Below are 21,135 nucleotides of genomic sequence, written 5' to 3'. Positions count from 1 at the left end.
TAGTTATTTCAAGGTCCAACCACCGTCGATGGGCACGATCGCCCCCTGCAAGTAACTAGCTTGCGGACTGGCAAGAAAAAGGGTCAGCGCTGCAACTTCTTCTGGTTGCGCCCAACGCTTGACTGGCGTCTCTTCTGCCACCCATTGCGCCATTTTCCCGTCACCCGCAAAATCAGCCGCATTCATCGGCGTTTGAATCGCACCTGGCGCGATGCCCTTCACCGAGATCCCTTGATCTGCAACATCTAATGCCAACTGTTTGGTAAACCCGACGATCGCGTGTTTTGCGGTTGTATAGGCGATCCCGCCACCACCTGCGACCATTCCAGCGATCGACGCCATATTGATGATCGTTCCGCCGCCATTGGCTTGCATCAGCGGCAAAATTTCTTTCGTTAAATAAAACATGCTGGAGACATTGGTTTGAAATATCTCCTCCCACTCCATTGACGTCGTCTCAGCAATCGTATGATAGCCGTCAAGTTTTCCTGCTGTATTTAACAAGACTGTGATACCGCCAAAGTGCGTCACACAAGCTTGGACCGCTGCAAGACAATTTTCTTTCACCGCTAAGTCACAACATGTGCCGAAAAAGCGGGGCTGGGCTAAAAGCGAATCAGGAAACGATTGGCAGTCAACACCAAATACTTGAGCGCCTTCTGCAAGAAACGCCTCTGCTTGCGCTTTACCGATGCCTGAAGCAGCCCCTGTGACAAACACAATCGTTTTGTCATCGATCCACGATGCCGTCATTCCACGATTTTCCAATCTTCCGCAAGAATGTCGCAAACAGTCGGTGCGAAACTCGAGAATCCCTCATCCGCTGTTTTGATCAAAAAGTAAGGGGTGACTGGGGCATTGTCGTACACTTCGCCTTCAACGAATGTCACATAAAGTTCAAAGCCGCCCCAACCTTCACGAATGATTTTTTTGCCGGCTTTTAATTCTGGTAAGATTTCTTCAAATGTCATGATTTTTCTCCTTTGTGTGTTTCTTCTAATGGTTTAAATTGCTTGGAAATTCAATCACGAAAACAAGCAGGACTCGTTTGCTGCGCTAATACGGCAGCAGCGTGATCGCTTGCGCCAATTCCTCTACAAGATGCGCCGTTTTATAGTCCTCAAATGTCTCATGATGGTTTCGCAGCAGCGTCCGAACTTTCGTTGGAGAATATGCTTCTGCTAAGTGATTTTCCAAAACGAAGCGTCGGGTCAACTGCCATTCATAATAGTAGCCGAAGGGACGGCAATAGTAGCTGGTTCCCGCAAGTTCTTTTTTCTCAAAGCGTCGATGGGTATGCCCAAAGACGACTGCCCGCACATTGGCGTACTGATCGATCACTGCGCCAAAATCAGGCGACCCCAAAAACGCATTTAGGTGGTTCCAGCGGGCGTACTTGCCGGTCTGCCGCACAATAAACGCTTCTTGGGGCACAAAATGCGTAGAAAGAAGAATTTCTTGGTCTTGCGGCAAATGGGCCAATGTTTCCGCTAAACGCTCATTGATGGCTTGGCTGATCCCCTTATCCGATCCCTTTCGTTGAATCATGCGGTCATACCAAAACAAATTTTTCAGCCGCAAGATCTCAGCTTCACTGGTCAGATCAGAATATTGGTAGTCATACCAGCCATTGATTCCCAACAGCAGTGTTTTTTCTGATAAGCGATACGTCTGAAAATTAAGAAAGGCGGGATCATCGAAAGCCTCGATCTCTTGTTCCGTCAAGTCCACCATTTCATGATTGCCCCAGTGAAAGGTCGTTGGCACCTGTCGACTTTGAAAAAATGCGACCACGTCTAATAGCCGTTGTTTTTTATTCGCCACATCTCCTGCCAGATGCAGATGGGTCACCTGATTTTGCTGCAAATAATCAGCGATCAGCTGCAGATGGGGATCAAATAATTGGTTGATATCGACGTGCAAGTCGCTAATAACCGCCAGCGTGCCCATCTCAGCGGCCCGCCGTCTGCTTTTCGATCCGTAACAATTGAACATCGTTAGCTAAGATCCCGCTATTTCCCACCAATTGCAACCGTTGATAGGTCGGTTCCACCTGCATCCGAGTCTGTTCTTCTAAATACACCTGAGCCCCTTGCTTCAACCAAATCGTGCCTAAGGGTGTCGTTAAAGGGGTGTCGTAGATCGCCAATCCTTCTTCTGGATAGCTTTGCGGCACGATGATCAGGCGAAAATGGATGTCCAAACGGCAGGTGATCTCCGTTGCAGGAAACGGACCAACGCCGTCTTCAAAATCCAAGTAGAGACGATCATCTGGCTGCACATAAGGGGTTATTTTTTCAATTGCTGCTGGCTCAATGTTCAGTTCCATGACGAGAGCCCTCCTTTACATGATACGTTTTTTCCATTCCTCAAGGGTGATGCCACGCGTGACTTCATCGATGATTTCTTCACCCGATTTGCGGGCAGCTGGGATCGTTGCTTCCAATTTCATCCCAATTTTCTCCATGACCCGTCCAGACTTGGGATTTCGGGCATCATGTCGAGCAAAAATTCGAATCAATTCGAGTGTTTCAAAACCGAAATGCAGCAATGCCATTGCCGCTTCTGGCATGATCCCTTGCCCCCAATAATCGCGACTTAATGTATAACCGAGTTCAGCGATCTCTTTTTCTGATTCTACCCGCAAATCGATGGTCCCGATCATTTTGTCTGAGTCTTTTTCTTCGATCGCAAATTTTCCTAAGGGTGCAGCAACAAAATACTCGGCAATACGCAGTTTTGTTTCTTCAACCGACCCATGTCTAGCAAAGACGAAGGTCGTCGTTTCTTCATCATTTGCATAGGCAAACATGTCCGCTGCATCTGCCAAGGAAACAGGACGCAAGAGCAGCCTCGGTGTCTCCAACCGTTGATTTTCTGCTAACAATAGCAAATGTCGTTCTTTTGTTGTCATAGGATCCCTACTTTCTGTCAATACTCTCTCACGATCGCACCCCTCTTTTGCTATTTGCTGGATATGCTATAATAAGCATAAGTAAACGCTTTGAGGAGGATACTTCAATGTCAGACGAATTAGAAAAACGCCTTGATACAGGAATGTATGGGACGCCTCGCGTCAACCCAGATGAACAGCGCAAGTATTTAGGCACGTTTCGTGAACGGTGTTATCTTAGTATGACAGTAACAGAAATGAAGAAGAAGGACAACCAGAAAACGCTCTTGAACGCCTTACCAGATTATCAAGGAGCGCTCGTGCTGCTTAACGGAAAATTGCCAGAATCGATCCAGACCGATTACATCACTTTACTGACCAAACAACAGATGGAATTTCGGATCGTCTCCGATGCCCAAGATGCCGGTCCAGACAGTATCGGCTTGCTGATTGCTGGGAAAGAAGCCGTCAATGAAGACGTCATCGATATCGAAAAAAAATTCCCTGCAGCTGCCGCTCCATCGGATAAAGAGCAGGACCAACCAGAGAAAACGTCATTTTGGAAACGTCTTTTCCATTAAAAGGAGGAACTATCATGGAACAATCAACACCGCCCTACCTTTCATTAAAGAAAGAACTGCTTGATGCTTTGGATCTGCATATCGATTTGTTAAAAACGGCACCCACGATCGAATCCAGCCATCTAGATGGCGTATTGTTCATGATGCGCAGCTTGGGTTTTATGCTGGATCGCGCTCCGAAAGTACTCCTGCTGGAGGATAAGAATGAAATGAACTTTATGATGTTTCAATATTATAGCCTCCTGTCGGAACTGAAGTACAATCTGGTTTTAAACTTTCCCTACGCCTCGATTCAAGGCGTACCGTTATTAACCTTGATCCAACGTTTTCCTACCACGTATGAAAAAGAAATGAAACAATGGTGGGAAGCCCGAACGGGTCTCAAGGTGGAAGAAACAAAACAAACGATTGAGATCGCTGCTTTTGAATCCTAATAAAAAAACTGCACACTTTGAAAGGAACTCTCCTTCCAAAGTGTGCAGTTCTTTGCTTTTTGTACTTCCATCAGCTCTCGAAGACTTCAGGGAACAATAGGCGTAAAACAGACATAGTTAAGCGTCGGCCTTTCCCGCTGTATGGATAAACGTGCATATGCATCGCTGGGTTGAAATTGGCTTCAATGATCCCATAAGCCCCCGGTTCATTGGCTGGCTTGGTTTTATCTGGAATAATCAGATCGATTCCGCTGATAGACGCTTGTAATGCGGCTACCGCATCGACTGCTACTTGTTTGTAATCATCGTTGAAGTCATCCGTCACATCGATAGAATCACCGCCAGTACTGATATTCGAGTTTTCTCGCAAATAAACGATCTGCTCCTCTTCGGGTACTGAATCCATTTGATACCCTTGCTCTTTTAACATCAGTTGTTCCAGTTCCCCTAATTGGATCAGCTCTAATGGGGTCCGATGATGGGTACCGCGCAATGGATCGAGATTTTTCTCTGCGACGAGTTCCGTGATCGTGCGCTTGCCGTCACCCACGACATTGGCAGGGATACGTAGTAAAATCGCATCGACTCGCCCATCGATCACGAAGAACCGATATTCCGTCCCTGACAAAAAAGTCTCAACGAGGATCGAATCATCTTCCGCAAAGGCAATGGCGACCGCCGCTTGATAATCCGCTAAAGAGGCACCTTCTTTGAAAATCGAGATACCGATCCCATAGTTGGTGGTTTTCGGTTTTACCACAAACCCGCTGTGGGCAATCTGAGGATAAAACGCGATCGCTTCTTCTGCCGAAGCGAACTCAGCGCCACTTGGTACATGAAAGCCATTTTCGGCTAAGATTTTTTTAGTGACCGTTTTATTCGCCATGATCAAAGGGACGATGTACTGATCCTTACTGGTCATATTGGCATTTTTAACATATTCGATGTGGTCTTTCACGGCTAATTTCAAGAATTGATCCGTTTCATCCAGTACCGTCACTTCGATTCCTTTTTGGATCGCATCGAACAAGAGGATCTGGGTCGACAATTCCATTGCTCGAAAGCCAGCTAATTGATACGGTTTTTCCCAAGCAGCTTGATGATACTTTTGTCCCAGCACTGTTGCTGTCTGGGCTTGACTGGTTGCTTGACTTGCTGAGAAAAGACGTCCCGCGAAGGTTCTTTCTGGTTCAGCCAGCATATCTGAGAGCTGATCCAAAAATGGTGGATGCGGCAGCTCAAGGGCTTGGGCAAAGTCCATCATTTCAGTAATCAGCGCTTGCGCTTCTTGCTGATAAGTCAAAGGTGCAAGCGGATGTTCTAATGCGACCTGATCATTTTTCTGATTGCCCTCTTCGATCCACACATCCGCATCGCTGCCTTCTTCTTTTGTACTTAAAAACAATAAGAAGAAATGCAAGAATGCGACTTGCTCTTTGGAAATCCCATAGCGGGCAAAGGGATCGATGTCAATATTTCTTAACTCAATATAACGGATACCCGCTGAGGCTAAATCTGCGACCCGTTTTCCCCCACGTAGACGCACTGGCGCATAAAATTCTTTTTCTTCTGAAAGCTTTCCCGTCTCCACTAATTTGGCAATATCTGCAAGATAGGTCTCTAACGAAGCGTAAGATACCTTGACGTCTTCGTGATTCGTGTATCCATAGCGGCTATTGCGAATACTGCGGACTGGTTCTTGCGGTCCGTTTTCTGTCGTAAAATAATTGGCTTCTGAAGCAGGAGTCGCCCCAAAGAAATACGTCAAAAACCAGCGATAGTGCAAATAATTGCGAGTTACTTTCAAATAAAGTGCCGTTTTAAACGTCTGGAAGCTTTCCTTCGTTTCAGACAAAGCATACAGCTGCTGCAAAAAGTCTTCCGCAAATTCGAAATTGAAATGAATCCCACTGACCATTTGCTTGCGGCGACCATATGTTTTGGCTAAATAGCGGCGGTAGAGCACATCTTCAAATTGGTCTAATTTAGCAATGACGATGTCTTCTTCTTTTTCTGGTAAAGCCGGTGGCATACTCAATGGCCAGAGCATTTCTTCTGCTGACATCGAACGATACGCCACATCATGAATAGCCCCTAAAAAACGGAACAATTCATCCACGGAATCAGCGACGGGCGTAATCAGTTCCAGTTGGTTTTCGGAAAAATCCGTTTGGATATACGGATGGAAGCGCCGATTGCCTAACGTTTTAGGATGATCGGTACCTGCAAACGTCCCATCGAGCCGCACCCGCTGCGCTTCACGCTCAATCCCGTAGCGTCCTTTCAATAAATAGGGAAAAAGCTCTTTATGTGATAACAATGTTTTTATTTTCATTCGACTGCCCTCTATGTTCTTCTACTAAATTTTTTCTCAAATGCTATTTCTTTCCATCTATTATAGTGAAAACTGGTGAAAAATGCAGAAATTTGCTCCTCACTTGTAATATCTCTTACTAAAATTACCAAGAATTTATAAAATACTTGAATAAATTTGATATTTACCTTCAAAATAAAGTATACTGCTTATAGAACAGTAAATTATTATGTCCATATTACTCTTTTTTGAAAGGAAGAATAGTGAATGAAGCCACTTAATCTTACCAAACGCGAACGTCAAATCATGAATATCTTTTGGAATTCAGACAAACCTCTTTCTGCAAATGACATTGCTGTCCAACAGCAAGATCTAAGCAAGAATACCATTCAAGCAGTCGTACGTAAACTAAAAAACCACGACTTATTGAAAGTAGCGGATATCGGCTACAGCGGTACTGTTTTGACTCGGTTGTATTCTCCGAATGTGACCCAAGAAGACTTCTTAGCAGCAGAATTGTCTGATCAATCTTTATTGAATTTGATTACGAACTTTATCGAAACCAATAAAGATATCGATACATTGAACAACTTGGAAAAAATGATCACTGAGCGCCAAGGGGAACTTAAGAAATAATCTTTCCCTACCGTTGAACTCGTTGTATTCTGCCTGATACTTCCCAAAGTTTTTAGACAGTGCAGAAGAAAACGAAGTCTTCAAACTGCTTTTCCTGATTTTTGGCAAAGTCGTGCATCGCTGTACCCACATTTGCCACGCCAAGTGTTCTCAGCTTTACGTCACAAGTCAAGCTCGTGGAAAGAGACGACGACCCGTTTTCTCTTCCCTTTGATCTCACAAAAGCAACAATAAAGGAGAGCCATGTGTAGGTGTATCACCTAACACAGGGCTCTGTTTTTTTATTCTTTGATCAAGCCTTTGAATAAGCCAACGACAAATTCATTTGGATCAAATGGTTCTAAATCATTGATGCCTTCCCCGAGTCCCACTAATTTGACAGGCAGCCTCAGCTCGTTACGGATCGCCAAGACGATCCCCCCTTTGGCTGTTCCATCAAGTTTGGTTAAGACGAGACCAGAAACATCCGTCGTTTCTTTAAATTGTTTTGCTTGATTCATCGCGTTTTGACCTGTTGTTGCATCCAACACGAGCAGGACTTCATGAGGGGCCGTTGGGTCCACTCGTTGAATGATCCGTTTGATTTTTTCTAGTTCGTTCATCAAATTGACTTTGTTTTGCAAACGCCCCGCTGTATCTACTAATAAAACGTCAGCATTTTCTCGTTTTGCGCGCTCCATCGCATCAAACACGACTGCTGCTGGATCGCCTCCTGCATTGCCACGAACGACTTCAACACCAGCTCGTTCACCCCAGACCACTAATTGATCGATGGCACCGGCACGGAAAGTATCCGCTGCAGCCAATAAGACTTTCTTGCCTTCGGCTTTGAATTGGTGGGCTAATTTCCCGATACTGGTGGTTTTTCCAACACCGTTCACGCCAACAAATAAAATGACGGTCAACCCCGACTGCATATTCAACTCGTTGACTTCACCGACACCTGCTTCCCCATATAGGTCAACCAATTTTTCGATGATGACATTTTGGACATCTGCCGTTTTCTTCACATTACGTAGTTTGACTTCTTGTCTCAATGCATCCGCGATCTTCATCGCCGCATCGAAGCCGACGTCTGCGCCGATCAGCGTTTCTTCCACTTCTTCGAAGAAGTCTTCGTCCACCGTACGGAAGTTGGCAAACAATTCGTTCATCCGTTGCCCAAAGGTTTTCCGTGATTTCGTCAATCCTTTGGTGTATTTATCCTGCACACTTTCCGTTTCTGGCGCTGGTTGAAGGATTGGTTCAGAAGCTGGTACTTCCTCTGATGGTGTATCCTTAGCCACTTCTTCTGGAATACTTGGTGCTTCTTCTTTATTCGCTGTCGTTGCTTCTTGCTGCGGGGACACTTCAGCAGTTTCTTGCTCTGCCTCCAAATCACTGGAGTCGGCGGTTTCTGCAGGTGCCACTGGTTCTGAAGCGCCTTGTTCAGCAGGAGTTTGTGCTGGCTGGCTTTCTTCTGAACGCTGTGCCTCTGGTGAGTCAGCATCGACTAACGGTTTGTCGGTTTCTTGCTCTGCTTCTTTGGTTTCTCCAATCAGCGCTTTTTTGATTTTGTCAAAAAATCCCATCTTACGCACCTCCTTTTAAGACATATTCTTCAATTACTGCTGCCACACCGTCTTCTTGGTTTGAAACGGTGACAACGTCAGCCGCCTCTTTAATGATTGGCACGGCATTGGCCATCGCTACGCCAATCCCTGCATAGCGAATCATCGGCAAGTCATTTTCTTCATCACCGATCGCCATCACTTCTTCTTGCTTGATCCCTAAATCTTGCGCCAATAGGCTGATACCATAAGCTTTGGTGATTCCTTTAGGCATAAATTCCAACAGGTTATTCCGGCTTTTGATGATTTCATATTTCTCGCGGATCTCTGAGGAAATCTCGGGGATCTTAGGATCCAAGACTTCCTGATGGTAGGCGATCACCGCTTTATTATAGAGCATCGATTCATCAAGATCAGCTACGGCAAAAGGACGACAATCCAATAAAGGATTTAACGAGCCATAAATCGATGGATGCGCTGCTGAAGTGGGTAAACTCAAGACGATCTCTTCGGATACCACGTCTAAAGGCAAATTCAAGTCTTCCGCCACTGAAACCAATTCATGGATATCTGCCAGCTGCATCGCTGCTTTTTCAATGATCTCGCCAGTCTCATTTTTTTGAACCAAACCGCCGTTAAAGGTGATGCTATAGTCGCCGGGTTCTTTCAGCGATAATTCTTCTAAGTACGGACGGATCGCCCGTAATGGACGTCCCGTACAAATGACGATTTTTACGCCTTGTGCTTTGGCACGAGCAAGTACCTCTTTGTTGCGAGGAGTCACTTCTTTTTTGTCATTCAATAACGTTCCGTCTAAATCGATCGCAATCAGTTTAATCATATCATTCCTCCTCTATGCTTGATCTGCTGCAAAACTACCGCCTTCACGCACTTCTTCTAAGCGCACGGACACGGTCTTCGACACTCCAGATTCTTGCATGGTCACACCATACAACACATCTGCTGCCTCCATCGTTCCTTTACGGTGAGTTACGACGATAAACTGTGTATCATTTTGGAAAGCACTCAAGTAATGACCGAAACGAGAGACATTGGCTTCATCCAATGCTGCTTCCACTTCGTCAAGCACACAAAACGGTACTGGACGAACTTGAATAATGGAAAACAATAACGCAATCGCAGTCAGCGCCCGTTCGCCCCCTGATAGCAAGCTGAGGTTTTGCAATTTCTTGCCCGGTGGTTGGGCTTCGATCTCAATCCCAGTGTTCAATAAATCTTTCGGATCTGTTAAGACTAATTCCGCATGACCGCCGCCAAACATATTAGGAAATACTTGTTTGAATTGCAGACGAATCGCATCGAAGACTTCGCCGAAACGGGTTTTGACTTCTTCATCCATTTCAGACATCGTATCAAACAGCTGTGCTTTAGCCGACAGCAGATCGTCTCGCTGACTCGTCAAGAACAAATGCCGTTGATTGACTTGTTCATATTGTTCGATCGCATTTAAATTGACTGGACCAATTTGCTCGATCGCTTGTTTTAGTTCCTGAATGTCGACTTTGGCTTGTTCTGCATCCTCAATTTCAGGGTAATCTTGCGCTGCCTTTTCAAAGGTGAGATTGTATTCTTCTTGTAAATACAACAAACGATTATCCATCACCAATTCTGCGCGATTTTTTTCGATCTCAACTTCGGTTTTTTCTGACAGCTTTTCTTTTTGCGTTAAGTTTTCAGCACTCAGGGCTTCATCTAATGCGCCGATTTCTTGTTGAACGACTTGACGTTGTTCACGAATCACCGTCAATTCCGCTGTTACCTGCTGCTTGGTTTTTGTGAAGGCTTCAATTCGCTGAAGAATGCTTTCTTCTGAAAACTCATGATCGCTGACGTTGCTTGTCAAGGCAGCTAACTGCCGTTCTAAGGAGAGTTGACGCGCTTCGTTTTCTTCTAATGCTTGATTCGTAGCGGCAATTTTTTGCTGCAAATGCGCCACTTGTTCTTTTTGAACTGCGAAAGCTGCCTGCAAGCGCGCACTTTCTTGTGCTAAGGTTTGGCGTTTTTCCTCGATCAAGTCTTCTTCGGCATTCATTTGATGAATATCTTGGTCGATTTTCGCCAATTGCGCCGCAATATTCTTTTGCTGTTCTTCTAAGCTTGTCTTCTTCTCATCATATTCCTCAAAGAAGGCTTGCACTTCGCGATGTTCAAAATCAAACACTTGCTGCTCTTGCTTCAAGCGGCTCAGGTCATTCTCAAGATTTTGTAAGCGGCTTTGCAGCTCATGCTCCGTCATGCGAGCCTGTTCTCCTTGCGTCCGCAATTCTTCTAATGCTGCTTGTGCTTCTTTGGTCGCTGCTTCAAAATGCTGGACTTGCTTTTCCGTTTTTAAAAGCCGCTCATCCAGTTGCGCCGCTTGTGCCGTCAATTGTTGCAGCTCATTGCTTTGGCTAAACAAACTACCGGCATTTTTCTTCGTTGCACCACCCGTCATGGAACCGCCAGCATTCATGACATCCCCTTCTAAGGAAACGACCCGATAGCTATAGTTCAATGCCCGTGCTAACGCATTGGCACTTTGCAAGTCTTCGGCAATCAAGATACTGCCTAACAAGTTATCCGTAATCGTTTGGACGTGTTCGGGCGACTGGACCAATTCGCTGGCAACGCCGATAAATCCAGACACTTGCTTGGCTTGATTGCGGGCATAATCTGGCAAATGACGGGCTTTGATGGTCGTCAGCGGTAAGAAGGTTGCACGCCCCCCTCGATTTTCTTTCAAATACGTGATGGCTGCTCGCGCATCCCGCTCATTTTCAACGACGACATGCTGTGCAGCGGCGCCTAATGCGGTCTCGATCGCCACGGTATAGTCTTGCGGCACATCGATCAACTCCGCTACTGCGCCAACGATACCGCTGATCTGCTGTTTGTTTTTCAAAATCAAGCGAACGCCTTGATAAAAGCCGCTATAATTTTCTTGAATGTCTTGCAGACTGCGCTGTTTCGCTCGTACCTGCTGCACTTGACTCATTAACTGATACATTTTCTTTTGTTCTTCATCAAAGCGTTTTTTGTTGGTCTGAGCTTTTTCTTGAAGATGGATGTATTGCTTGCGTTGTTCTTCTAAAATCGCTTTAGCCTGCGTCAGCTGCTCTTCCACGATTTGCGCTTCCGTCGTCATTTCTTTCAACGACGTATTCATTTGCGTCTGCTTGCTTAGCGCCGTTTGATTTTTCGCGGCTTCTTGTTGGTATTGACGCTCCAAGTATTTCAATTCGTTTCCAATCGTTGCTTGCTCCTGCATGGCTTCAACATATTGGCTACGCAACTCTTCAATGATTTCTTTTGCTGAACGTTGGTACTTTTCCTGCTCTTGCTGACACGCCAGCATCGCTGCTTCAACTTCCTGCACACTCCGATTTTTTTGTGAAAGCAAGCCAATCAGTTCTGCTTTTTCTTCATTTAAAAGTGTGACCCGTTCTGTGACTTCCTCTAAGGTTTCTTGGTATTCGGCAGAGCTTTTTTGCGTATGCTTTGAACGTTCATCCAAGACTTCTTTTTGCCCTTCGGCTTGCTTCAGTCCTTCGGTGACCTCTAAAAGCTGCTGATTCAAACGCTCCAACGTTTCATCAAAAGCAGTACGTTGTTGCCGCAAAGAATGTAGCGACAGTTCCCCTTGGTTGATCTTTTCGGAAATCTGCGCCAGTTCTTGGTTAAAGGTACTCAGTTGAGCTTTGGCTGTCTCCCACGCTTCTTTTGCTTTCGTGATCTCTAAGACCGCATAGGCCACATCGACCGTCGTCAATTTTTCTTTTAACGCTAAAAAGCGGTTGGCTGCTTCACTTTGGGCTGCCAGAGGCACCAACTGATCTTCTAGTTCATAAATGATATCTTGTAGACGGCTTAAATTGTCTTCAGTTTCAAACAATTTTTGCTCGGCTTTCTTTTTCCGCTGTTTGTATTTCAATACCCCCGCCGCTTCTTCAAAAATCCCACGACGGTCTTCTGGTTTGCTGCTGAAAATTGCTTCTACCTTGCCTTGGGAAATGATCGAAAATGATTCTTTCCCCAACCCAGAGTCCATAAATAACTCTTGGATATCCTTTAAGCGGCAAGCTTGTTTATTTAAGAAAAAGTCGCTTTCGCCGGTTCTTCTCAAGCGGCGAGTCACGCTGATCTCACTGTAATCCATCGGCAAGTAATGATCGCTATTGTCTAAAACGATCGTCACTTCCGCTATATTTAGCGCTCTGCGGGTGTCAGAACCTGCAAAAATAACATCAGGCATTTTGCCACCACGTAGATTTTTGGCAGATTGTTCTCCTAAAACCCAACGAATCGCTTCGGTAATATTGCTCTTGCCGCTGCCATTTGGTCCGACGACTGCAGTCACTCGATGTTCGAAATCAATGACTGTGCGGTCGGCAAAGGATTTAAAGCCGGCAATCTCTATTCGTTTTAAATACACTCCGCCAGTCCTCTCTTACTGTTCAAGATCCGCCAAGGCATTCGCAGCGGCGTCCTGTTCTGATAATTTCTTCGATTTTCCTTGTCCTTTTCCGATCAAGGTATCATCGCAATAGACTTCCGTCCAAAAAATCCGTTCATGGGCGGGGCCTGCTTCTTTGATCAAACGATAATTGATGGAAACATCGCCGCCACGCTGCAAGACTTCTTGCAAGCGGGTCTTGTGATCCATCTCATGGGAAAAAGCACCTGCTTTTACTTTTGGAAAGACAACTTTCGTCAAAAAGCCGCTGACACTTTCCAGTCCTTGGTCCAAGTATAACGCACCTAAAAAGGCTTCAAATAGATCACAAAGCAAAGAAGGTCGTTTACGACCGCCAGAGTTTTCTTCCCCTTTGCCTAGACGAATGTATTCATCGAATCGGCAATCTTTGGCAAACATGGATAAACTGTCTTCGCGAACGATTGCCGCCCGTAGCTTCGTCAGCTTACCTTCGGGCAGATCTGGCAATTCACGATACAAATACCGTGAAACGATCAACTCTAAGACAGCATCGCCCAAAAACTCTAAACGTTCGTTATCTGACAAGTGCAAGTTGCGGTGCTCATTCACATAAGATGAATGCGTAAACGCTTGTTCAAGCAGATCTACATCATGGAACACAATATCAAACTTTTCTTTTAGTTCTTTCGTTAATTGTGTATTCATTTGTCACATTCCTTCATTAGTTTATCGACACTTCCCTATTATACTGGTTTTTGCCGAATTATGAAATGTTTCCTCCAAATTCTTGGAAAGACTGTAATAAAATTTTATTTACTTAATCTTCTCCTGTATAAAAAAGCCTGTTTTCCTCAGATACCCGCAAAAAAACAGGAAAAAAAGACGTCCTGGAAAGGACGTCTTTTCATCGATCATTGATTAACGAGATTCAGCTGTAACTGAAACTGTTGCCCATCTGTTGTGGTCAATGTCATAAGCCCATGAGAAGTCTTTGACACGGTTTGAAACAGGCATTACTTGGTTTCTGTAAAGAGTAGGGATAACAAACGCTTCGTCTGCTGCATACTCTTGCCATGCATCAAATGCTTCTTTACGTTTTGCATCATCAAATGAATCTTTTGAGTCGATTGCATCTAGAAGTTTTGTATTTTCTTCAGATTCAAAACGAGTGTAGTTGAATGCTGCGTTCGGGCCGTAAAGTCCGCTTGGAGAAGGATCTGAACCAGTTCCCCATGCTGCTTGGAAGACATCGATCTCAGGATCATCGTTTTTCAACTTGTCATAGAAAGCTTGGAAGTCGATCAAGCGACCAGTTGTGTATTGTACATCAAGTCCGATTTCATTCCATTGTTGGATGTAGTAATCAGACAATGGTTGAGCCGTTTCGCCACCTGACATTGAAGCAAAGTTGATGGTTAATTTCTCACCATTTTTGTCTTCACGCATGCCATCGCCATCGACATCTTTGTAGCCAGCATCATCAAGTAATTGATTTGCTTTGTCGATGTTTAATGTGTAGCCTTCTACTTCGGTGTTGTGCAACGTGCCGAATACTGGTGGAATCAATGTCGTTGCATTTGAACGCAAGCCATTGTAGAAACGGCTTCCGACAGCATCGTTATCGATTGCGTAACCCATGGCTTGACGCAATGCTTTATCCGCCATTTTAGACTCAGGGTTGTAGTTTACTTTGTTTTCTTCTTCATTCCAAGTACCTAATTTAAAGCCTAGGTAAGTGTATGCTTGTTCAGGACGACCTAAGATTTGGTAGCCATCTACATCTTTGTAGGTTGGATACGTATCTGTTGGCATTGAATAAACAACGTCATATTGTTTTGCATTCAATCCTTCTACGATTGATGCTGAAGGAACAGCTTTAAATGATAATTTATCCATTTTAGGTGCGCCGCCGTAGTAGTACTCATTCGGTACGTATTCAACAGACTCTCCCGCAACGATATTTGACATTACATAAGGACCAAAGACAACTGGATTTTTACGAACTGGATCGCTTGATTCCATATCTTTGACTTCAATTCCTTCAAAGGCGTGTTTCGGTAAAGCAGATTCATACACTCCGCCACCAGCTTGCAACATACCTGGGTGAACTTCTTTGTATTGGATTTTAACGACTTTGTCACTTTCTTTGGTGATACCAGAAATAGTATCAGCTTTGCCATCATGGTAATCTTCCATACCAACGATATTGGTAAAGTTGTTATCATAGCGGATACCTGTGTAATCTTTATGACCGATTACTTCATAAGAGAAGATCACGTCATCAGCGGTAACATCTTCGCCATCTGACCATTTCAAGTTGTCACGTAATGTGATCGTTGCTGTGTTGTTGTCTTCATCTAACTCAAGATTTGCTGCACCGCCGTCAACGATTTTGAAGTCAGAATCGTATAAGAACAATGTTTCATTACTTGGTTCCATGAAATAACTGTCATAACTGTCTTGATAAAACTCAGGTACGAATAACCCTTGGAACTGCGTATCCATCACTACTGCAACATCCAATGTACCGCCTTCGATTGCTTCTTCGTCATTGCTGACTTCGACTGGCATTGTGCTGATATCTTCTGTTTCTGTCGCTGCATTACCGCCACCAGAAGAATCGGTTCCGCCGCCGTTGCTGCCACAAGCTGCCAATGCTAACACTGACAAAAGAGTGACCATACCAAAAATATTTTTCTTCATCCTGTATCCTCCTTGTTTATCCTAGTCGTTGACGCGCATCCGCTGAACGCTTAAATGCTTGACCAACGTAATTGATACTCAACATCAAGACTAAAATTAGAATTGATGCGGGTAACCAGATCCACTGTCTGTTGACCAGCACATCACCGCTGCTGGCATATCCGATCAGTGTTCCCAAACTTGGAACATTGGTCGGCAGACCAAAACCTAAGAATGTTAGTGTCGTTTCAATACCGATATTCGCTGCAAAGTTCATTGTTAAGTTGGTGATGATCAATGAGCTAAGGTTCGGCATGATTTCGCGGAACATGATGACGAAGTCATTGGTTCCGAGGGTTTTCGATGCACTAACATAGTCGCGACGGCCTTCTGACAGGGTCTTACTTCGGAAGAGCCTTGCTTTTCCGACCCAGTAAAAGGCACTCATGACCCATATAAAGGTCCAAACGTTATAACGAGGTACGATCGATACGATAACGATAATGATCAACATGATCGGCAAAATCATAACAAAGTCAACGATACGCATCAAAATGTTATCAATGATGCCACCATAGTAACCTGAGATGATCCCTAGTCCGACCCCAACGATCGACGTAATGATCGTGATTGAAAAACCAATCAAGATTGAGTTACGCGCACCGATGATCAATTGTCCCCAAACATCACGGCCACCTTCATCCGCCCCTAAAAGGTAGGTGCCGCCGTTTGGCGAAATCGCGCCGGGTACAGCGTATTTATCAAGGATGCTGACACGCATCACTTGTGATTGGTCGATAACTGCTGAGCCGATAAACACGAACAATAAAACTGCGACTAACAACACTAATGAAAAGATCGCCATTTTATCTTTTAAGAATTCGCGAAAAATCATTTTTAATCCCATAGGCGGGATGCTCTCTTGTTTTAGTACTTTTTCTTTCTTTTCAGACACATTTATCCCCTCCTATTACTGGATTCTGATTCTTGGATCGACAATACTCATGATGATATCTGATAGCAGCGTACCGATCAAGGTCGCTAGTCCTAAGATCAATGTCAGTGAAGTGATCACGGCATAGTCCCGTTGGACGATACTATCGATAAACAGTTTTCCGACACCTGGGTAAGCGAAGATTTTCTCAATGACCACAGAACCTGCGATCAATGAAGTGATCTCGTAGCCCATTTGTGATGCGATCGGCAACGACGCATTACGGAAAACGTGACGTGAGAAGACTTTATTCGTTGGTACCCCTTTTGAACGAGCGGTACGAACGAAATCCAATGATTTCGAATCAATGACTTCACTTCGCAAGTATTGGATCGTCACTGCTGTTCCTAATAATGCAGAAGTGATCGCCGGTAATAGTAGGTGATACAAGCGACTCCAAAACTCAGCCATGCCGCTGACCCCCGGTGCAACGGAACCACCCGTTGGGAACCAAGCCAATCGGTAACCGAAGATGAACAATGCGATCAACGCAAAGATAAACAACGGTACGGCGAAACTGAAGAAGTTGTAAACAACGACGACTTTATCAAGCAATGAATTTTGGTAACGTCCTGCCCACATCCCTAAAGGAATGGCAATCACGTAAGTCAAAATGACCGTCAGTAAAGATAACCACAATGTATTGCTGATACGTCCTGCTAATAACGTTGAAACAGGTAATTTAAAGATGAAACTTTGACCAAAGTCCCCTTTTAAGGCATTTCCGATCCAACGGAAATACTGGGTATACCATGGGTCATTCAAACCAGCGGCTTCACGCATCCGCTCAATAACAGCTGGATCTTGGTTTGGATTGATCAAACCGGTAAATGGATCCCCAGGCATTGCTTGTGCGATCAAGAAAATCAAGATACTCAAAATAATGACTTGCGGGATCATCAACAACAAACGACGTAGAATTGTTTTCCACATTATTCAGCACCCCCGTTTTTCAATGCGACTTGGTGCGACTCGGTGATTTTACGCAAGTCATACACTCTGCCAGTTTCGTCGTAGTAATCTTTTTGATGGGTCACATATTCCAACTCGACCTTGCGGCGGTTTTCTTTGTGAGCATCGCGATTTTTTACGTCGATTTGAGGAATCGCTGATAATAAACGTTTTGTATAGATGTGACGCGGGTCTTGATAGATGTCTTCCCGTGTCCCGATCTCAACGAAGCGGCCTTTATACATGATGGCGATATTGTCACACATGTGTTTTACGACCCCTAAGTCATGAGAGATGAATAAGAAACTTAAGCCAAATTCTTGCTGGATCCGTTTCATAAAGTTTAGCACCTGCGCTTGAACGGATAAGTCAAGGGCTGAAACCGGCTCATCGGCGACGATCAGTTTTGGATTGGATGCTACCGCGCGGGCAACCCCTAACCGCTGACGTTGACCACCAGAGAACTCGTGAGGATATTTGTATAGGGCATCTTCTGGCATCCCAACGATATCCAGAAGGCTTTTCACTCGTTTTTTCTCTTCTTGATCGCTTAAGCGTTCAAAGTTGCGTAATGGTTCGGCGATAATGTCTACCACGCGTTTTTTAGGATTCAAGCTGGACATTGAATCTTGGAAAATCATTTGGACATCTTTGTTGTAGTTCATTTTTTTGCGGACGGAACGTTTGGTCACGTCTTGCCCATCATAAATGATTTCGCCACTGGTGATTTTTTCTAACCCAACGATGGCTTTCCCCGTCGTGGATTTACCAGAACCAGACTCACCAACCAATCCGTAGGTTTTTCCTTTTTCTATGATGAAGTCCACACCGTCAACGGCATACACATGGTCTGTGACGCGGTTGAAAAATCCGCTGCGAATAGGATAGTGGACTTTCAGATCTTTAATTGTAATTAATTCTGTCATCTACACTTCTCCTTCTTCGTCTCTAAAATGAAAATGCTTGTAGCATGTGCAACGGACCAAATGATCAGGTGCTACTTCATGCAAGACTGGGTTTGCTTCGTGGTCGCTTTCAGGAATCCAAGGAATCCGTGCGGCAAACCGACAACCCGTCCGTGGCATATTTTTCAAGGAAGGAACTACGCCTTCGATCACGTGCAGTTCACTGTCTTGTGAATTTTCTTGAGGGATCGAGTTGAGCAATGAGCGGGTGTATGGATGTTTCGGATTGGCAAACAACTCTTCGGCTGTTGCGACTTCCACAAACTGCCCCCCGTACATCACGGCTACTCGGTCGGCCATCTCTGCTACGACACCTAAATCGTGGGTGATCAAAATGATCCCCGTCTGTGTTTCTTCTTGCAAATCTTTTAGTAGATCAAGGATCTGTGCTTGGATCGTCACGTCCAACGCGGTCGTTGGTTCATCCGCAATAATGATTGGTGGTTTACAAGCAATCGCGATCGCAATGATGACCCGCTGACGCATCCCACCAGACAATTCATGAGGGTATTGACGTCCTACTCGCGGTGGATTGGGAATCCCCACTTGTTCTAATAATTCTAATGCTCGTGCTTGACGCTGTTCGGCGGTCATATCCGTATGGTAGGATAACCCTTCTTTGATTTGATCTTCGATCCGCATCAAAGGATTCAGTGCAGACAATGGATCTTGGAAAATCATCCCAATATCATTTCCGCGAATTTTGTTGTACAGCGTTTCGTTTAAGTTTGACAAGTTTAAATCTTTATATAAGATTTCTCCAGTGATTTTCGTGTTGTTTGGGTCATGCAGCCCCATGATCGTTGTAGCTAACGTACTCTTGCCGCAACCAGATTCTCCTACGATCGCTAAGATCTCATTGCGATCCAGTGTAAAAGAAATACCATCTACTGCGTCATAGTAATCGTCTTTAATACGAAAACCTGTGTGAAGGTTTTGAACATCTAGTAATTGATTATCTCTGGACAATCGAATACCCCTCTCTACTTTCTAAGATGTCTTGCAATTTAATGTAAAAAAGAAGGAACATGCATTTCATTTCCAAAAGCTTTCTTAACATTGTATAATATATTCTTAATAATTATATAGAAATGCCACCAATAATGCAAGTCCCAGAAAAGTTAATACACTGAATTTTCAGAAAATTTACATTATGCTTTCAACGCCGTCATGTCAGGTTTAACGACCGTTTTTTTGATTTCACTACCAAAGAAAAGCCGCTCAAAATCACTGCGGATCAATTATGAGAAAGAAAGAGCTAAGTCATCTAGGACTTAGCTCTTATGTCTGTCTTAAGCAAGATGGCTTGAAATATAATCAACCGCTCCACCGACTGTTTCGATCTGCTCGGCATCTTCATCAGAAATCTCGGTACCAAATTCATCTTCTAGTTCAAGGACGAATTCCATCACACTGATCGAATCAGCGTTCAAGTCGTCTTTAATGCTCATCGTATCCGTTACGTTCTCTGCGTCAATTTCAAAATGATTGGCGATCACGACCGCAACTTTCTTGAATACTTCATCTCGTGTCAACTGGCTTCACCTCCACGCGTTTGCACAAAACATAGAATGGCTAACAAACATTGTACTGCTTTCTATGCTTTTTGTCTAGATATTTTTGCAATTTCATTACAATCATTGCATTATGATTGCGTTTCGTCTTTGTCAGTCGGCATTTCTTCAAAATGGGCGACCAATTGTGCCACGACATCTGTCGCTAACATCGTATGGATCTGCTTGATGGTGTACGCCACCGCTTCTGGTCCTGTCGCACCATGGGTTTTGATGACTGGGGCTTTCAACCCAAACAATACGGCACCGCCGTGTTTCGCATAATCCATTTCATTTTTCACTTTCCGCAACGCATCTTTTAATAATAATGCGCCTAATTTCCCTTTGGCACCAGAATCGAGAATCGATTGTTTCAACAGCGCCATCAAATTCAAGGCGGTTCCTTCGATCGATTTCAAAACAGCATTTCCAGTAAAGCCATCTGTCACGACGACGTCAGCTGCACCATCCAATAATTCCCGGGCCTCGACATTACCGATAAAGTGGATTGTCGGATCTTGCGAAAGCAGTTCAAAGGCTTTTTTCGTTAATTCACTGCCTTTGGTTTCTTCCGTTCCGTTATTTAACAAGCCGACCCGTGGTCGATTGATCCCGCGAACTTTTTGGGCATAAAAGGACCCTAAGACGGCATAGTTTGCCAAATGTTCTGGTTTATTGTCGGCATTGGCACCTAGATCCAGCATGTCAAAGCCAGCATCTTTGCCGATCACTGGCATTGTGGACATCAATCCGGGACGGTCGATCCCTTTGATCCGACCGACGATAAACAAACCAGCCGCTAATAAGGCCCCAGTATTTCCAGCTGAAAAAATCGCATCTGCCTCACCATTTTTGACCGCTTGTGCTGCCAAGACCATTGAGGCGGTTTTTTTTCGTCTGATCGCTTTGACAGGCTCATCATCACTATTGATTTTTTCATCCGTGTGGATAATGGTGACATTTTTATCATCCGTCATGTATTTTTTGATTTCATTTTCTTTTCCGTAAAGGAGGAATTCAATCTCTGGAAAGTCTTTTTTTGCCAGCATGACTCCTTCTACGATCGCTTTTGGGGCGTTGTCTCCGCCCATTGCATCAACAGCAATCCGCATCTCGCTGCCACTCCCTTCATTTTCCCAATCAGTAT

Annotated in this window: 20 protein-coding genes; 3 read left to right on the top strand and 17 right to left on the bottom strand. The window is 44.5% G+C overall.

Annotated features, from left to right (window positions below; genetic code table 11):
* Nucleotides 1–3: 3 nt before the first annotated feature.
* From Q1X33_RS05690 to Q1X33_RS05670, 5 genes are all read right to left on the bottom strand, one after another.
* Nucleotides 4–753 carry a 3-oxoacyl-ACP reductase gene (locus Q1X33_RS05690; RefSeq protein ID WP_005227148.1) on the bottom strand — a complete coding sequence of 250 codons (750 nt, stop codon included), beginning with the start codon at nucleotides 751–753 and terminating at the stop codon, nucleotides 4–6.
* Entirely contained in the window at nucleotides 750–971 is a 222-nt protein-coding gene (locus Q1X33_RS05685) for a DUF2829 domain-containing protein (RefSeq protein ID WP_005227147.1), read from the bottom strand. Before Q1X33_RS05685 ends, Q1X33_RS05690 begins: the two co-directional genes overlap by 4 nt.
* An 85-nt stretch (nucleotides 972–1,056) precedes the next feature.
* Nucleotides 1,057–1,950 carry a metallophosphoesterase gene (locus Q1X33_RS05680; protein WP_005227146.1) on the bottom strand — a complete coding sequence of 298 codons (894 nt, stop codon included), beginning with the start codon at nucleotides 1,948–1,950 and terminating at the stop codon, nucleotides 1,057–1,059.
* A gap of 1 nt (nucleotide 1,951) precedes the next feature.
* Entirely contained in the window at nucleotides 1,952–2,329 is a 378-nt protein-coding gene (locus Q1X33_RS05675; protein ID WP_005227145.1) for an iron-sulfur cluster biosynthesis family protein, read from the bottom strand.
* A gap of 15 nt (nucleotides 2,330–2,344) precedes the next feature.
* Nucleotides 2,345–2,914: a GNAT family N-acetyltransferase gene (locus tag Q1X33_RS05670; protein ID WP_301969576.1), complete on the bottom strand. Its 570-nt coding sequence runs from the start codon at nucleotides 2,912–2,914 to the stop codon at nucleotides 2,345–2,347.
* Between the two features lie 107 nt (nucleotides 2,915–3,021).
* Between Q1X33_RS05670 and Q1X33_RS05665 the strand changes: the two genes are divergently transcribed.
* Together Q1X33_RS05665 and Q1X33_RS05660 are read left to right on the top strand one after the other, a co-directional pair.
* Nucleotides 3,022–3,474, top strand: coding sequence for a YueI family protein (locus Q1X33_RS05665; protein ID WP_005227143.1), 453 nt, complete (start codon nucleotides 3,022–3,024; stop codon nucleotides 3,472–3,474).
* A 14-nt stretch (nucleotides 3,475–3,488) separates the two neighbouring features.
* On the top strand, nucleotides 3,489–3,908 hold the full coding sequence (locus tag Q1X33_RS05660) for a hypothetical protein (protein ID WP_005227142.1): 420 nt from the start codon (nucleotides 3,489–3,491) through the stop codon (nucleotides 3,906–3,908).
* A gap of 70 nt (nucleotides 3,909–3,978) precedes the next feature.
* Here Q1X33_RS05660 and gshAB read toward each other — a convergent pair whose 3' ends face one another.
* Nucleotides 3,979–6,243 (bottom strand): bifunctional glutamate--cysteine ligase GshA/glutathione synthetase GshB, encoded by a 2,265-nt coding sequence (gene gshAB / locus Q1X33_RS05655; RefSeq protein WP_005227141.1) that lies wholly within the window; start codon nucleotides 6,241–6,243, stop codon nucleotides 3,979–3,981.
* A 246-nt stretch (nucleotides 6,244–6,489) separates the two neighbouring features.
* On the opposite strand from gshAB, the gene Q1X33_RS05650 reads away from it, so the two are divergent.
* The gene (locus Q1X33_RS05650; RefSeq protein WP_005227140.1) at nucleotides 6,490–6,858 is read left to right on the top strand and encodes a BlaI/MecI/CopY family transcriptional regulator; all 369 of its coding nucleotides are present in this window, start codon (nucleotides 6,490–6,492) and stop codon (nucleotides 6,856–6,858) included.
* A 281-nt stretch (nucleotides 6,859–7,139) separates the two neighbouring features.
* Here Q1X33_RS05650 and ftsY read toward each other — a convergent pair whose 3' ends face one another.
* The 11 genes from ftsY to plsX form a co-directional block, all read right to left on the bottom strand.
* Nucleotides 7,140–8,429, bottom strand: a complete 1,290-nt coding sequence (gene ftsY / locus Q1X33_RS05645) for a signal recognition particle-docking protein FtsY (RefSeq protein ID WP_005227139.1) — start codon at nucleotides 8,427–8,429, stop codon at nucleotides 7,140–7,142.
* A gap of 1 nt (nucleotide 8,430) precedes the next feature.
* Nucleotides 8,431–9,249, bottom strand: coding sequence for a Cof-type HAD-IIB family hydrolase (locus Q1X33_RS05640; RefSeq protein ID WP_005227138.1), 819 nt, complete (start codon nucleotides 9,247–9,249; stop codon nucleotides 8,431–8,433).
* Between the two features lie 12 nt (nucleotides 9,250–9,261).
* Entirely contained in the window at nucleotides 9,262–12,840 is a 3,579-nt protein-coding gene (smc, locus tag Q1X33_RS05635) for a chromosome segregation protein SMC (protein ID WP_301969575.1), read from the bottom strand.
* A gap of 15 nt (nucleotides 12,841–12,855) precedes the next feature.
* On the bottom strand, nucleotides 12,856–13,548 hold the full coding sequence (gene rnc / locus Q1X33_RS05630) for a ribonuclease III (protein ID WP_005227136.1): 693 nt from the start codon (nucleotides 13,546–13,548) through the stop codon (nucleotides 12,856–12,858).
* 213 nt (nucleotides 13,549–13,761) lie between these two features.
* Nucleotides 13,762–15,546: an oligopeptide ABC transporter substrate-binding protein gene (locus Q1X33_RS05625; RefSeq protein WP_005227134.1), complete on the bottom strand. Its 1,785-nt coding sequence runs from the start codon at nucleotides 15,544–15,546 to the stop codon at nucleotides 13,762–13,764.
* A 16-nt stretch (nucleotides 15,547–15,562) separates the two neighbouring features.
* Nucleotides 15,563–16,480 (bottom strand): ABC transporter permease, encoded by a 918-nt coding sequence (locus Q1X33_RS05620; RefSeq protein ID WP_005227133.1) that lies wholly within the window; start codon nucleotides 16,478–16,480, stop codon nucleotides 15,563–15,565.
* Between the two features lie 15 nt (nucleotides 16,481–16,495).
* The gene (opp4B, locus tag Q1X33_RS05615) at nucleotides 16,496–17,452 is read right to left on the bottom strand and encodes an oligopeptide ABC transporter permease (protein WP_005227132.1); all 957 of its coding nucleotides are present in this window, start codon (nucleotides 17,450–17,452) and stop codon (nucleotides 16,496–16,498) included.
* A complete protein-coding gene (locus Q1X33_RS05610) occupies nucleotides 17,452–18,396 on the bottom strand; it encodes an ABC transporter ATP-binding protein (protein WP_005227131.1) in 945 nt (314 codons plus the stop codon). The genes opp4B and Q1X33_RS05610 overlap by 1 nt, the downstream gene beginning before the upstream one ends.
* On the bottom strand, nucleotides 18,397–19,404 hold the full coding sequence (locus tag Q1X33_RS05605; RefSeq protein ID WP_005227130.1) for an ABC transporter ATP-binding protein: 1,008 nt from the start codon (nucleotides 19,402–19,404) through the stop codon (nucleotides 18,397–18,399).
* A 323-nt stretch (nucleotides 19,405–19,727) separates the two neighbouring features.
* Nucleotides 19,728–19,970 carry an acyl carrier protein gene (gene acpP, locus Q1X33_RS05600; RefSeq protein ID WP_005227129.1) on the bottom strand — a complete coding sequence of 81 codons (243 nt, stop codon included), beginning with the start codon at nucleotides 19,968–19,970 and terminating at the stop codon, nucleotides 19,728–19,730.
* A gap of 110 nt (nucleotides 19,971–20,080) precedes the next feature.
* Nucleotides 20,081–21,100, bottom strand: a complete 1,020-nt coding sequence (plsX, locus tag Q1X33_RS05595) for a phosphate acyltransferase PlsX (RefSeq protein WP_016609182.1) — start codon at nucleotides 21,098–21,100, stop codon at nucleotides 20,081–20,083.
* Nucleotides 21,101–21,135 lie beyond the last annotated feature (35 nt).

Origin of the sequence: Enterococcus sp. B2E4 (assembly GCF_030499455.1) — a bacterium.
Lineage (GTDB): Bacteria > Bacillota > Bacilli > Lactobacillales > Enterococcaceae > Enterococcus_D > Enterococcus_D casseliflavus.
The sequence above is the reverse complement of the archived record's forward strand: the minus strand, read 5'-3'. Positions and strand labels throughout refer to the sequence as shown.

Bases quoted from the DNA above. Each gene is read 5' to 3' on its own strand.
- Q1X33_RS05690 (WP_005227148.1), bottom strand. From the start codon at position 753: ATGACGGCATCGTGGATCGATGACAAAACGATTGTGTTTGTCACAGGG.
- Q1X33_RS05685 (WP_005227147.1), bottom strand. From the start codon at position 971: ATGACATTTGAAGAAATCTTACCAGAATTAAAAGCCGGCAAAAAAATC.
- Q1X33_RS05680 (WP_005227146.1), bottom strand. From the start codon at position 1,950: ATGGGCACGCTGGCGGTTATTAGCGACTTGCACGTCGATATCAACCAA.
- Q1X33_RS05675 (WP_005227145.1), bottom strand. From the start codon at position 2,329: ATGGAACTGAACATTGAGCCAGCAGCAATTGAAAAAATAACCCCTTAT.
- Q1X33_RS05670 (WP_301969576.1), bottom strand. From the start codon at position 2,914: ATGACAACAAAAGAACGACATTTGCTATTGTTAGCAGAAAATCAACGG.
- Q1X33_RS05665 (WP_005227143.1), top strand. From the start codon at position 3,022: ATGTCAGACGAATTAGAAAAACGCCTTGATACAGGAATGTATGGGACG.
- Q1X33_RS05660 (WP_005227142.1), top strand. From the start codon at position 3,489: ATGGAACAATCAACACCGCCCTACCTTTCATTAAAGAAAGAACTGCTT.
- gshAB (WP_005227141.1), bottom strand. From the start codon at position 6,243: ATGAAAATAAAAACATTGTTATCACATAAAGAGCTTTTTCCCTATTTA.
- Q1X33_RS05650 (WP_005227140.1), top strand. From the start codon at position 6,490: ATGAAGCCACTTAATCTTACCAAACGCGAACGTCAAATCATGAATATC.
- ftsY (WP_005227139.1), bottom strand. From the start codon at position 8,429: ATGGGATTTTTTGACAAAATCAAAAAAGCGCTGATTGGAGAAACCAAA.
- Q1X33_RS05640 (WP_005227138.1), bottom strand. From the start codon at position 9,249: ATGATTAAACTGATTGCGATCGATTTAGACGGAACGTTATTGAATGAC.
- rnc (WP_005227136.1), bottom strand. From the start codon at position 13,548: ATGAATACACAATTAACGAAAGAACTAAAAGAAAAGTTTGATATTGTG.
- Q1X33_RS05625 (WP_005227134.1), bottom strand. From the start codon at position 15,546: ATGAAGAAAAATATTTTTGGTATGGTCACTCTTTTGTCAGTGTTAGCA.
- opp4B (WP_005227132.1), bottom strand. From the start codon at position 17,452: ATGTGGAAAACAATTCTACGTCGTTTGTTGTTGATGATCCCGCAAGTC.
- Q1X33_RS05610 (WP_005227131.1), bottom strand. From the start codon at position 18,396: ATGACAGAATTAATTACAATTAAAGATCTGAAAGTCCACTATCCTATT.
- plsX (WP_016609182.1), bottom strand. From the start codon at position 21,100: ATGCGGATTGCTGTTGATGCAATGGGCGGAGACAACGCCCCAAAAGCG.